At 63.6% G+C, this 12,372-nt stretch carries 14 protein-coding genes; 1 reads left to right on the top strand and 13 read right to left on the bottom strand.

Annotated features, from left to right (window positions below; translation table 11 throughout):
* Nucleotides 1-141: 141 nt before the first annotated feature.
* The 13 genes from G7Y44_RS09360 to G7Y44_RS09300 all read right to left on the bottom strand — a co-directional run bounded on the left by G7Y44_RS09360 (nucleotide 142) and on the right by G7Y44_RS09300 (nucleotide 11,334).
* Complete coding sequence (locus G7Y44_RS09360) at nucleotides 142-801, bottom strand: hypothetical protein (RefSeq protein ID WP_165249359.1); 660 nt, start codon at nucleotides 799-801, stop codon at nucleotides 142-144.
* 34 nt (nucleotides 802-835) lie between these two features.
* Nucleotides 836-1,387 carry a hypothetical protein gene (locus G7Y44_RS09355; RefSeq protein WP_165249357.1) on the bottom strand — a complete coding sequence of 184 codons (552 nt, stop codon included), beginning with the start codon at nucleotides 1,385-1,387 and terminating at the stop codon, nucleotides 836-838.
* A complete protein-coding gene (locus G7Y44_RS09350; RefSeq protein ID WP_165249355.1) occupies nucleotides 1,384-2,682 on the bottom strand; it encodes a relaxase/mobilization nuclease domain-containing protein in 1,299 nt (432 codons plus the stop codon). The genes G7Y44_RS09355 and G7Y44_RS09350 overlap by 4 nt, the downstream gene beginning before the upstream one ends.
* A gap of 14 nt (nucleotides 2,683-2,696) precedes the next feature.
* On the bottom strand, nucleotides 2,697-3,101 hold the full coding sequence (locus G7Y44_RS09345) for a plasmid mobilization protein (protein WP_165249353.1): 405 nt from the start codon (nucleotides 3,099-3,101) through the stop codon (nucleotides 2,697-2,699).
* Nucleotides 3,102-3,317: 216 nt separating this feature from the next.
* Complete coding sequence (locus G7Y44_RS09340; RefSeq protein WP_165249351.1) at nucleotides 3,318-4,220, bottom strand: ParB/RepB/Spo0J family partition protein; 903 nt, start codon at nucleotides 4,218-4,220, stop codon at nucleotides 3,318-3,320.
* Nucleotides 4,207-4,977, bottom strand: a complete 771-nt coding sequence (locus G7Y44_RS09335) for a ParA family protein (RefSeq protein ID WP_165249349.1) — start codon at nucleotides 4,975-4,977, stop codon at nucleotides 4,207-4,209. The genes G7Y44_RS09340 and G7Y44_RS09335 overlap by 14 nt, the downstream gene beginning before the upstream one ends.
* A 117-nt stretch (nucleotides 4,978-5,094) precedes the next feature.
* Nucleotides 5,095-5,976 (bottom strand): hypothetical protein, encoded by an 882-nt coding sequence (locus tag G7Y44_RS09330; protein WP_165249347.1) that lies wholly within the window; start codon nucleotides 5,974-5,976, stop codon nucleotides 5,095-5,097.
* A gap of 111 nt (nucleotides 5,977-6,087) precedes the next feature.
* Nucleotides 6,088-6,525 carry a hypothetical protein gene (locus G7Y44_RS09325; protein ID WP_165249345.1) on the bottom strand — a complete coding sequence of 146 codons (438 nt, stop codon included), beginning with the start codon at nucleotides 6,523-6,525 and terminating at the stop codon, nucleotides 6,088-6,090.
* Between the two features lie 461 nt (nucleotides 6,526-6,986).
* Entirely contained in the window at nucleotides 6,987-7,916 is a 930-nt protein-coding gene (locus tag G7Y44_RS09320; RefSeq protein ID WP_165249343.1) for a nucleotidyl transferase AbiEii/AbiGii toxin family protein, read from the bottom strand.
* Nucleotides 7,903-8,529 (bottom strand): hypothetical protein, encoded by a 627-nt coding sequence (locus tag G7Y44_RS09315; RefSeq protein WP_165249341.1) that lies wholly within the window; start codon nucleotides 8,527-8,529, stop codon nucleotides 7,903-7,905. Before G7Y44_RS09315 ends, G7Y44_RS09320 begins: the two co-directional genes overlap by 14 nt.
* A gap of 299 nt (nucleotides 8,530-8,828) precedes the next feature.
* The gene (locus G7Y44_RS09310) at nucleotides 8,829-9,281 is read right to left on the bottom strand and encodes a DUF3846 domain-containing protein (protein WP_165249339.1); all 453 of its coding nucleotides are present in this window, start codon (nucleotides 9,279-9,281) and stop codon (nucleotides 8,829-8,831) included.
* Between the two features lie 11 nt (nucleotides 9,282-9,292).
* On the bottom strand, nucleotides 9,293-10,081 hold the full coding sequence (locus tag G7Y44_RS09305) for a hypothetical protein (protein ID WP_165249337.1): 789 nt from the start codon (nucleotides 10,079-10,081) through the stop codon (nucleotides 9,293-9,295).
* On the bottom strand, nucleotides 10,072-11,334 hold the full coding sequence (locus G7Y44_RS09300; protein ID WP_165249335.1) for an amidoligase family protein: 1,263 nt from the start codon (nucleotides 11,332-11,334) through the stop codon (nucleotides 10,072-10,074). The genes G7Y44_RS09305 and G7Y44_RS09300 overlap by 10 nt, the downstream gene beginning before the upstream one ends.
* 458 nt (nucleotides 11,335-11,792) lie before the next feature.
* Between G7Y44_RS09300 and G7Y44_RS09295 the strand changes: the two genes are divergently transcribed.
* Nucleotides 11,793-12,230, top strand: coding sequence for a helix-turn-helix transcriptional regulator (locus tag G7Y44_RS09295; protein WP_165249333.1), 438 nt, complete (start codon nucleotides 11,793-11,795; stop codon nucleotides 12,228-12,230).
* The last annotated feature ends 142 nt before the right edge of the window (nucleotides 12,231-12,372 follow it).

Genomic DNA, 12,372 nt, shown 5'->3' with positions numbered 1-12,372 from the left:
TCGACCATCGAGGGACTTAGAACATGGGTTTGCTGGGCTTGAAACACTGCGTGGCATCGCGGGCCGCCTTCGGCGGGCGTCAGCGGCAACACGTTCGCTGGAGCTGGTGATGGCGGGTGCACATGCGGGCCGCTCCGACGATCACTCCCAATGGCCGCCGATGACCTGCGTCTCCCAATGGCCTTCTGCGGGATGCTCCACGCTGCGGTAGCCCTCCACGGTCTGGCGGACCTCGCTGTGGTGTCCTGATCCTTCCCCTGCGAGCATGTGCGCCTTACCGTGCGCCGACGTGTTGCCCGTTATGTCCTCGCCGCAGATGTTGCAGACGGAGACCTCTTCGGTGCCGTAGACGGGCACCTGCTCACTCCAGGCGGCCTTGTCCTCGATCCAGACTTGCGCCTCGTCTTCGACCCATTTCCTCTGGCTCGCCTCCTGCGGGGCTGGCTTGCTGGCTGCGTCTCCGCCAGCGTTGTTTCGGGGTTGCGCATCGGGCGGCGCGGCGCTGGCCTGCGCAGAAGGAGGCCTTGACGACGCATCTTGGCCATCGGCCGGAGGTATGGCGTTGGACGCCTCGCCGACGTCATCCGCAGGGCTGTCCTCCGGCGAGCTTTCTGCCAGTTCGGGCGGGCTGTCTTCGGCGTTCTCGCGAGCTGCGGCGGTCGGGCTCATGGCTTCTGCTTCCGCGTCGTGCGCGAGGTCATTTTCCCCGCAGCTTGAGGCGTACAGGGCCGCCGCGACGAGCAGGGCGCTTGCGCAGGCGGCAAACGCCACCGTGATTTTCCTTCCGGTTGGCTTCTGCATGGTTGCTTTTGTCCTTTCGTTTCAGGTTCGGCCATCAGTTGTCTTCTAAGTCGTTTAAGCCCGCGCCTCCCCCGAGGGCAAGCGCCGCGTCCATGGCGCGCACCCCGAACCCAAACGTTTGGGCGATTCCCAGCGGGGATGACGCCGAGAACCCTTGCGCCTCGGACAGGATGTCGTAGAGCTCGCATGCGCACGTCGCCTTCGACTTCCTGCCCGCATCGTCTACCAGAAGCTCCACCATCGAGCGGAAGCGGACTGCGTCGACGAGCTCACCTCCGATGCGGAAGGAGATCTCCTCCCCATCGGCGGTTATGCGCTCGACGTCGTCCAGCTCGCCCGCCTCTGCGAGGAGGAACCTCCAGCCGCGCTTGCGGGTGCCCACGGGCGGGTTCTCGGAATCGGCGCACTGCGGAGTGCCTGTGTCGTAGGTGTGCACCCACAGCCAAAGCCCCCGCTCTCCCAACAGGTCGCAGCGCAGCTCGTAGTTCACGATGGCGGCGGTCTTGGCGAAGGGCTCTCTCGGAGAGAGCTTGTCGGTGTCGAACACGTCAATGCGCGAGTTCGCGTAGAGGATTTCTATCTTCATCGACCGGCCCTCTCGTCCGCGTGTCGCTGCTGGTCCTTACTCGTCTGCGCGTGCGCATCTCGGCGGGTGCTCGCCGCCCATCCTGTAGAGCGCATGTCGCCGCCTGTCGCCTTGCGGGACCTAGGCGATGCGTCGGGCAGAATGCCCAGTCGGGCGAGGGTGCGCTTCGCCGTGTCGATCTGCGCGATCTGGGCGTCGAGGCGCTTACGCTCATGCGGCGTCGGAGCTGCCGTCGCCCGCGCGCAGAGCCTCGCCATCGCCTTGTCGCAGGCGTCTGTAGAGTCGAGGCGGTACTTGCAGGCCGTGTCCATTGCATCTGCCAGCTCATGGAGCCCCCTCAGGTCTCTGAGCTCGATGGCGCTGCTCGCGCGGCTCATGAGCTCGCGGCTGCGCGCCTCTCCCGAGAAGGCGACCGAGCGCCTGGGAAGCGAGCGCTCGAGGGCCGCGCGACTAAACGACGCTCCGAGCTTGCCACCGCAGACGCGCCGGGTCGGGTGGTTAGCGAGGGAAAACACCCAATCGGCGCTCGCGCCCTTTCGGCTGCTCTCCGACACCGTTACGCCGAGCGCTGCGAGCACGGAGGCGAACTCCTGGCTGCTGTGGGCGAGCGACCTGGCGATGACCACCCTGTCGCGGATGTCGGCCACCCACGAGTACTGCCCCTTGCGGACAAGCTCCGCCTCGGCGCGGCTTCTCATGCGCCGCTGCGACGTGCGCCCACGAACCTCGGTCTCGCCCCGCCTTTGCGCGAGCCTCGCGTACGCGCCATCGGGTTCCTTGTCCACCCCGAACGCGGAAAGGCCGCGCTCGCGTGCCATTCTCTGCAGGTCGCGGTTGAGCTTTAGCGCGTCGTCATCGTGCATGCGGCGTCCTGTTGAGAGGTTGGTGTTGTTGACTACGACGTGGGCGTGGGGGATGCGGTTCTCGTTGTCGTCGTGGCAGACGATGGCGATCTGGTGGTCGGCGTAGTGGGCAAGCGCCCAGTCCCGGGCAAGCGCCTTTAAGTCCTCAAGGCTCACGTTGTCGCTCGGCGAGGGGGATATGACGAAATGCTTGTAGGTGCGGGCGGGGCTTCCGTGCCAGGGCGTGTCGTTTCCGCAGGCGCGCCTGATAAAGTCCATCTCCGCGCCCCAGCGTACGGCGTCTCTCTCCGCAGGGTCGCGCCCGGCGCAGTCGCGCTCGTCCCATCCCTCGAAGTTGTAGAGCTCCTTGGCGATGGCGCGCATCTTGCGCTCCAGGTACCTGTGCACCGGCACGCAGCTCGTGTGCCCCGCTATCTGCTTTAACAATGCCATGTCTCACCTCACGATCATTGCGTCCTCAAGCGCATCGAGGCTCTCAGAACGCGGCTCTGGTTCTCATTTGCCTTGTCAAGCCGCGCGCTCACGCCGTCCAGCGCCTCGCTTATCTCGGGTGCTCGCAGCTTGTGCCCCCGCGTCTGCAACGCGATGGTGTTGAGCGCGCGCGTGGCCTGGTTGAAGTTCGTCCCGTACCTGCGCATCTCGCGATGGATGAGCGCGAGCGCCCTCTTGTCCAAGTAGATCGCGGGGCGCGCTCCCGGCTCGAGCTCTGCGACCGGGATCTGGGCGAGGTAGCGGACGAGCTCGGAGCGCGTGATCTTGAGCATGCCGGCAACCTCGTCGAGCCTCGCCTTCTCGTCCTCGGTCATGCGTATGTGGAAGTCCGATGTCCTCTTCGTCTTCTCGTCGCTCATGCGAACGCCTCCTTTCCCCAGGGGTGCGGGGCCTCCCCCGCTGAAGCGACTGCCCGCCGGCCAGCGGCGGCTTTGCCGTTTGGTGGCCTGAGGGCGCTTCCTGCGACCCTAGGCCGCCACCGTCGCGTGGATGTGTCCACGCGACGGGATACTTGCTATGACGAAACGAGGGCAGAGCCCTCGACGTATGCGGCACGGGCTTTGCCGGGGCCTTGGCTAGTACGATTCTTCCAGCTGCTGGATGTGGCGTCCGAGCGCGTCCAGCATTTCGCGGTCGCAGCCGCGCAGCGTATCGGGCTTGTTGCGGAGGAACCGGACGATCGCCGCGTCTGCCGCCTTGAGCCTCGGGTCCGCCTCCTCAGGCCCCGCCTCTTGCTTGATGAAGCAGGTGGTTGCCCTCTTTCCGAGCTTCTTTTGGGACCACTTCACGTGAAGGGCCTGCTGCTGCCGCTCGGGAAGCCCTGCGAGCATGGCGATGGCCTCGTCGGAGAGCAGCCCGCCCTCCGCAGCCCGTCGCCAGCCGAGCGACAGCTGCGTCTCGATGGCTTTGGCCGTGTCCTCGGTGCGCCTGATGGTGCGCCCGGACACCTGCCTGCCGGTCTGCTCGGATATGATCTTCGCCTTGATGTCCTCGGTGCGCATGCCCGAAAGCCCGGGATCCTCTTCGCGGAGCTGCTCGACCCTTCCGTCGAGGGCGCGCGTGGCCTGCGCGCGCTCGGTGACCGTGAGCTCGCGCGTGAAGAAGTTGGCGGAGTGCAGGATGACGAGCGCCTGGTCATCGTCAACGCCCTCGACCACGCGGCAGGGCATCCGGGAGAACGCGTCGTCCTCCTCGGCCAGCAGCAGGTAAGCGGCGCGCCTTCTGTGCCCGGAGAGCATCTGAAAGGTTCCGTCGTCTAGGCGCCTCACCAAGGGCAGGTCGGTAAGTCCGTCCCTTTTGATGGATGCCGCGAGCTGTACAATCGCCCGCTCGTCCATGGAGTAGACGGCATTTCCCGGGTGCTCTTCGATCTCCTTTGCGGGGATCTGCTCTACGGGGTAGCGGTTGCGCGTCTCGGTCATCTCGTCGATCACGCCCGAGAGGGTGAACGACCTCGCGAGCTCCTTAGCCGAGCGCATGGTCCACCTCGTCTGCCAGCGCGAGGTAGTCTTTCGCAGGCCGGCTCTTCGGCGCGAAGGACACGACCGCGTCCCAGGTCCACGACCCCTCGCCCACCTTGGTCGAGGCGTGTATCGAGGTTGCGAACTGGATGTTCGGGAAGTAGGTGTCGAGGATGTCCTCCCCGCATGCCTGGCACCTGGTCTGGCTGCCCGGCACCACCGTCCGGAGGAGCCGTATCGTCGGGGGTGCAAGCCTGCTCATGCGTGACGCGGCTTTTATCCCCTTTATGGTCAGGTCGACCCCGCGCATGACAGACGCGTCCATCTTGACCGGGATGATCGCGAGGCCCGCGTTGTCGGCGGCTGCGATGTAGCTGCAAAGGGACAGCCGCTTCATGGTGGTGGCGCAGTCCATGATCGCCACATCGTAGTTGTCGGCAACGTCTTTGAGGGCATACCTCAAGGCGTTCTCCGACAGCGCGAGCTCGTTTTGGTCCGCCAGGTCTATGACAGAGGGGACCATGAAGAGGTTGTCCACCTTGGTGCTGTATGCGACGTCGGCGATGGGGCGCCCCTCATAGAGCACTTCGATGGAGGTTCGGCTCTCACGCCTGCCTGCGTCGTAGAGCCCGAAGAAGTCGGTTGCGGACGCTTGCGGGTCCAAGTCGATGAGCAGAACCCTCTTCCCCCGCCCAGCGAAGATGGCCGCGAGGTTCACGGCGGTCGTGGTCTTGCCCACGCCGCCCTTGTAGTTGTTGACGGTGAGCACTCTCATATTCGGTTCTCCTTTGCATCGGAAGGGCGGTGCTGGGTTCGGAAGGTCCGCTCTTCCCGTGTATCCACATTATAGCAGAAAGTTCACTAATTTAGTGAACTTTCTGCCAATGAGAAGCTACTGGTGATCAGCGTCCTCCATCATCCCTAAGGCGCAGCGGGCGTTGTGTGTGAGCTGGCGCTGCCACGCTCCGGTTTTTCGCGACCACCGAAAGCCGCTCCTCTTCAGCAGGCTGCGAACCTCTTCCGAGGGCTTGTCCTCGAAGACGAGCTGCAGGCGCATCTCGCTTGCGTTTTCGATCACGCGGGCCTCTTCGCCGAGGATGGTTGCGGTGCGCTCGGAGCTGCCCGTCTCCTTCTGCCGGGCGATCGCCTCGAGCCGCTTCTCGGCCGCCCTCAGGTTCTGGCGGTTGTTGGAGAGCTCCCAGCCCGGGTGCGGGGCTTCGCGGCCCTCCTTGCGGGCGCGGGCGTTTTCCAGCTTCATCGTTTCTTGGCGCGCCTTCAGCCTCTCGACCTTCTCGGCGAGCTTCGCAACGGCCTCGGCGTCTCCGCATTTGATGACGTCGGGCGTGGTGGCGAGGCGCCCTATCCTGTCGATGATGGACATGACGTCGGCGCGCTCGGCCATATGCGAGTCGAGAGCCCGGCTCTGCCGCTCCTTTCTCGAGGGCGATACCCCGGCGGGCCCCGCCACGAGGATGCTCGGGCACATCGCCTCGATGCGATATCCCCGGTTCAGCCATTTGGCGTACTTGCGAGAGAACCCCTTTGCCAGCCTGTACGCCTCTTCCGCGTGCTCCGGCTTCTCGGCGGCGACCTTGCCGGCAAGCTCGTACGCCTTGTCCACTTCCGAGCGGTAATCCGGAACGTCCGATCTGTACCCGCGGAAGCTCTTCATCTCGTGCGCCGTGCGAGCGGCGCTCTCGTCGAGAGGATAGTAGACCGGCTCTCGCGACTCGCTTGCGGTGCCGCTTTTCGCCTGTTCGATGTTGGATATCATGGCGTGCTCCTTTCATGAGGCCATTGCGATGATTGGACATGGTCAAGCGGTGCGTTTCGTGCATTATGCAGGTGCTCTATTCCGCACCGCCTGTTCCCGAAGCAGTGGGCGTCAGCGGATGGTCATCCGACCGCCCTCGAACACGCATTGCCAGGTGCAGCCGTCCTCGCCCATCCAGCGCATCACCTGGTTGTCGGCGACGAATGGCGCAAGCGCCCTCAAGAAGCTCTCCTCCGCGCCGGTCTTGGAGTTGTAGACTCCGAACCTGAGGCTGTCCGCATCCCTTTCCACTGACTCGAACCCGAGCTCTTCGAGGAGCTCGTCGAGCGATCCGTAGCGGACGTCGTAGTCCCAGGGAAGCCACGAGAACCACTTGTTCGGGTTCATCGAGACCGACCTGGAGTCTCGGGGACGCTCAAGGGTCGCGGGATAGTGGCCGCCGTGCTTCAGGTCGTCGCGTCGGTTGAGCTGCTTGGCCGCCTCCCAGGCGGCGTCCACGTTGGCGAGGGGAATGGTGATGTAGTCTGCGGTTTCGACGTAGTAGCCCATGCTGGCCTCCTGCCTGCTCCTGCGGAGCCGCCCCTTTCCGGGCTCCGCCCTTGGCACGGGGCCGTAGGGGTTCTGGGCGCGCGCAAGGAGGGAGGCGAAGGGGCGCATGCTCCCGATTCGGTTGCGCTCCGGCAGTTTCCCTAAGTTTTCCGAGGGACCGGATGTGCGAGAGGCGGAGGAAAAGTTCGGGAAAGTGTCGCGCGCCCTTGCGCACGACCTGGTTCCCTGCGACCTTTTAAGGGACAAGGGAGCGGAGGCCGGAAAGGGTGGCGTGCCTTAGGGCGGGAGCTGGGAGGGCTACGGGTGCGCGCCGCCGCACCCTCGAGCGGGCGCTGCCGCATGGGCGAGCGCGGGGCATGTGGGCCGAGACGCTGTCGTGGCCTTCGACGTCATGATTACCGAAGTGGGTGTGACGATGACCGTGGCCGAGCGGCGAAACAGGCGAAGTCCGGCATCCTCTTTCACTTCTGCGACGGCAATGTTTGCTTGTCAAGAAAATCGACAATCAAGCTCACCGATTTGATGGCCTCCTCGTAGGCAACGGGCTCGTTCAATAGCTTCGAGGTCACTTCGCGATAGTCTGAGGCATAGTACCTGTTGTTGATAAGCTCGTTCAGTACCTCGCTCAATACCACCCCGTCCTCGGCCGAAAGGCAGTAGGGCAGGGATCTTCGCTGCAAGCGCACCTTCGCGAAAAGGTCGAGCATCTTCTCATCGAGGGTAACCACGGGTAGCATCTTATGCAGATCGTAGAGGTGCCTCGAGCAGCGCTCGGCGGGGCGCTCTCCCATATAGTAGTCGCATATCGCGTAGACCTTGTCGCAGAAGCAGCGCTCGAGCGACGTCACCGCCAACGGCAGCGGTGCTAGGTCGAAGCGCTCGAGAAGCTCCTCGCCTCCGGTCCTTTCCCTGAGGCACTCGTAGATGAAGCAGCTGAACGTCTTTTCGACGCTGGGGGAAACGGGAGTCATGAACGCAGTCTCGACGACCAAGTCCTCTTTCAGGCCCGCAGCGCTCAAAGGCTCGGGGAGCCTGACCAGGTACTTGTTGTATTCGCGTCTGCTCCTGATTTCGTCGAGGTTGGAGACGGCAAGCCCGAGATCTGAGATGGCGTCGACAACTGCGGCCTTGATCCTCTTCCTCTGGCCCTCCGTGAGGTGCTCCGCCTCGACGCCCAAGTCAACGTCTTCGGAGAACCGGTCAATTACGCCATGACATTTCGACAGGCTTGTTCCGCCTTTGAAGATGATGTCGGGATATCGCGCCGTGATCCCCTTGAGCACCATGTAGATGAAGTAGTCTTTGGTGACGAAGCCCGGAACGAGCTTCAGCTCGCTTGCCGTCGTCAGAACCGCAGCGTTGAACAGTTCGGGATCGTTATGCAAATACACCGAGCATCTCGCTTTCTACCAGGCGGCGGGTGGTTTTCTGGGGGTAGGCCATGGAGAGCGCCAGAAGGTCGTCTTTGGACAGGCCCTCCGCCAGCCTCTTCACGGCATCACGCTGGCCGTCGGTGAGCTCCTTGGGCTTGCGCCTGGTCAGCACGTCTAGGAACCGCAGGGAGTCGACGTTGTCCCGGTCGACGTCGACGCGCGACTTGTGCACCACGCACTTGACGTATCCGCCGACGGTGACCTCCCTTTGCGCACATGATGCGTTGTTGGTCACGACCTCGTAGCGCATGGGGACTTGCTCGGAGATGCCCTCGCTGTTGTCCAAGGTGGCCCCGCTCCAGAACCCGCAGACGCCGCCTTCCGGATCGCGAAGGTACTTCCTCTCGATCACCTTCAACGGGTTGAGGGGGGTCTTGCCGAGTATTGTCGTGGAGGCGATGTAATAGACGCCCGTTTCGTAGCGCTCGATCGCACCCGACTCGATCAGGCGGTTCAGCCTGGAATAGATGGTCCTCCTGGGTACGTCGGGGAAGGTCTCCTCCAGGTCGCACGCCAGAATGGGCGCGTCGTAGCCGAAACGCTCAATCAATATGTCGAGAGTCTTTTCCATGGGCCAGATTATACGTCATGCTGCACGAATTTAGAAATTTTGTAGTTAAAAGAGATGCAATATCAAAAGACCGCCACAAATAGACGGCCTTCCGGTGAACTTGCGTCTATATGCGCCCTTGAAAGCTTGTATGGCATGGGATGAGCCTGTCTGATCCTGCGCAGTAATTGCGCAGCTGCCCCTCTGCGGGAGCGCATGGTGGCAAGGCTTGTTCCGGCCGGTTCGCCAAGAGCGTGGTTGGTGCCGGCGAAAGCCTCGGGCCATGCGCTCCCGCAGAGGGGCGCTTGCAGGCGCGGTCGTCATCCTGCGCGCTTTCTGCTATTCCTCTCGACCATCTTCATGATCTCGCGATTAGCCGACTCGATAGAGTCCTTGGTTCCGAAGCGCTCGCGCACTTTTTGGCATTCCTCGGCTGAGATGTCTCGCAGCTCGCCCGCTTCGACGTCGAGCCCCACGCAGAGCATGTCGCCGAACACGATATCCACGGGCTCTTGGATGTCATCTGCGTAGACGGCCCTGTTCGGAAGACACTTGCTCCAGGGAAGCTTGTCCTCCTCGTTGACGTAGACGACCGGTCTGCCGTCGAAGATGCCGGGGATGGCCTCGATGGGCCCGCCGACGCGGGACTGCATGTCGCGCAGAAAGCTTCCGCTGCTGTCGGCTTTGAGCCGAGCCTTCCGGGGCATCTGGCCGACAGGGACGACCATGGCGTCGACGGCTTTCACGCCGTGTTTCTCCAAATCGCTTTTCATCGTCTTTCCTTTCATCGCGGCAGGGCGTATTCGGCCATCGACTCAGCCTCTTCCGAGGTCGCGCAGTAGGGCGCAAACGTCATGCACTCGTCGAGTAGTTCGCAGTTGGCACACGCCTCGTAGAGTCCGTAGTCGAGCAGGTCTGTCTGATCGCCTCCGAACCCCATGAAGGCGTCGAAGAGGCTCGGCTGTCCGTAGCAGCCCGAGTAGGTGTATCGCACGTGGTTGAGGTTGGAGTAGAGGATCCCGTCCACTTGGCTCCAGTCGCCGAAGACGCTGACACTGCCCTGCGCGTTCATGAGCAGGAAGCGCGAGCCTTGGGTGGAAGACGCGATCACCTTCTCGATCCACTTGTTGGAGAGGGGGTCGTCGTCGAGGTGAGTCAGGGGCAGCAAAACGTTGGCCGCAAACGCCATCGAGTCGGAGACGCCCTTTCTCGTGTCGAGGCCCGAGAGCGTGCCGTTGTGCATGAACCCGAGCTTGCAGACTCTGTCGGTCTTGCGCATCAGCTTGTAGTCCTTGCACACCGCGAACGGATGGCAGCACCCGGGCTTGACGCCGCCGTGGGTGGCGATGCGGAAGTGCAGCGCGACGGGAACGGCCTCAAGGTCCACCGTGCGCTCAAGCTCGTCGAGCGCCCTCTCGAAGTCGGCCCATTCCATGAAGCCCTTCCAGGTGCGCACGCCGCCGGCTGCGGGGTACATGATCCCCGCGCCGTCCGGGTTGTGCTCCCAGCAGGCGAGAAGGGTCTCGCGGGTCGGCATCTCGTGGTCTTCCGGCTTGAATACGATTACGCACATTTCGTTTCCTTCCTTTCCGTCATCAGTTCCTTCTCCAGCAGGTACGCTTCAAGCTCCTCGGTGCTCCCGGGGCAGTGGGCTATCGCCTCGTCGATAAGCTCGTACCAGTTGATCGTCTGAAGGCGACCCGGGGTGGCCTGCGCTGCGAAGTCGCACAGCCCCGCAAGGAGCTGGAACGTCGCCATCAGCGTTTCGAACCTGAGCGTGCCCCGGAAGATGCGAAACTCCATGGTGTAGCGGTTCGTGGTGTTCAGGGCGTAGTACCTGGTTCCCTTGGAGATCCTGCTCGCCGACCTCGCGCTCGTGAGCCAGTTGTCTGCCGTCTTCGGGAGCGAGAGGCGCTGCGCCCAGTGGCCAATCTGCTCGGGCCTTCTGCGCGAGAAGATGACCATGGGCTCGAAGAAGCGGTCCATGATCGTGAGCAGCTTGTACTCGGCGATGTCTCGCTTGGCGCCGCTGCTTCCGAAGAAGTCGCGGTTTATGTGCACGTGGAGCCCGCAGGTGCCGACGTCGTGGCTGCGCATGCCCTCGGCCTTCGCGCTCTCGCAGATGTACCTCCACATCGCCCGACCCTCGTCCGAGAGGATGTACGCGGGGCTTATGGGGTGCGTCACGAGCTCTGCGCCCTCGTTGAGCGACCCGTCGTGCTTGAAGTAGAGCCAGTCCTCGCCGACCTTCGAGGTGATGCGCTTGATGGCGGCTTCAGGGTCGTTGCCGTCCATCTCGAGCTCGATGCCGAAGACGAGCGAGTTGTCGTCCTCGCCGGGCAGCCTGTGGAATTTCGGCTCCGGCTTGAAGGAGTAGCTGTGCACGCCCCGGAAGTCGACGCCGTTGGTGCATTGCCAGCAGTAGAGGTCGCCGCAATCGTCCTCGACGAGGTCGTCGTAGTGGAAGTGCCTGCCGCAGCCCTGGCACTCGCGGTATTCCTCTGCGCAGCCAGGGCAGCGCAGGCGGCCTGCGTTGTCGCGGACGAATCGGGTGTTGGCGCTGTATATCTCGTGGCAGCACTCGCACTCGGTCGCCACGATCGCCGCGCAGCTGGGGCAGAGGACCTGGTCGGTGTCGTGGACGATGCGCGAGGTGTCTATGTGGTGGAGGCTCCCGCAACCGTCGCAGACGCAGTAGAGAAGCTCCAGACAGTCGGGGCACACGCCTTGAACCGCCTGCTCGTTTGCCGGGAAGGACTGCCCGCAGTGCCTGCAGAAGGCAAACATCGGGTCTGTGTTCGCGCGGTTCGCGCTGCGCCTAGGCATGATGCGCCTCCTCGAAGCGTCGGGGCCGGCGCGTCGCCTGCCGATGGGTGGTAAGCCGGATCACTTCATCCTCCTTTCCTGAAAGCCTCCCGCGCCTTCCGGGCGCGGCTCATCTGTCCGCTTGCGCGCCTGGGGTTCGGCGGCGCGGCAAGGGGGAAAGCAAAACCGAAAGGCCCGAGTTTTCTACGGTCGTGTGCTGTGCGTCGCTCCGGAGAAAAGTTTTGCGGCCCTTGCCACGACGGCGGTTCGCAGGCGAGCATGTGCGGACGATGAGATGCGCCTAGAAGCGCGGGGTACAGGAAAGGAAGGGGATATGGGAGGCGCGCTGTGCCGGCAGGTGCGCTAGGCCGACGCATATGGAGGGTTGGCGAAAGGCGCTCGCATACGCCCCGCCTATGCCCTAGACTTGCCCTGCGCGGGCATGAGCGCTCCGCTTGGTCGAGAAAGGCAGGGTCGAGGTGTCAGAAGAGCTCGGGAGAAACATCGCGGAGGCGCGGAAGGCCGCAGGGCTTCGTCAGCACCACCTCGCCGAGGCCATGGGCGTCGGCAAGTCCTACGTCAGCATGGTCGAGAGCGGTGCGCGCAAGCCGACCGACGAGCAGCTTGAGGTGATAGCGGGCTTGCTCGGCAAGAGCGTGTCCGACCTCGTGGACTTCGGCCTGTCCACCGCAGAGGACGTGCTGGGGCTGCTTCTTCGCCTTGAGGCCGCGGGATGCGGGGCCGTGCCGAGCGTTGACGACGCGGGCAATGCCGCCATGGGCGTTGACGGATCGGCGCAGCACGCTCCCAAGCTGGACGCCGCCCTGAGGCAGTGGGCCAATATGAGGAGCGCTTTGGACTCGGGAGAGATCACAGAGGAGGGCTACGCCGCCTGGCGGGATGCGCGCATCCTGTAGGACGGCGGATGGAGCAATCGAGTAGGAGGGATGCCATTAGTTGACATCCCGTCCTCTCACACCACCGTGCGTACCGTTCGGTACACGGCGGTTCCATTAACATACATGTACTTGTTCGTAGTAGTCAGAGAAAAACAGATAG

Source organism: Adlercreutzia sp. ZJ141, assembly GCF_011038965.1.
GTDB lineage: Bacteria > Actinomycetota > Coriobacteriia > Coriobacteriales > Eggerthellaceae > ZJ141.
The sequence above is the reverse complement of the archived record's forward strand: the minus strand, read 5'-3'. Positions and strand labels throughout refer to the sequence as shown.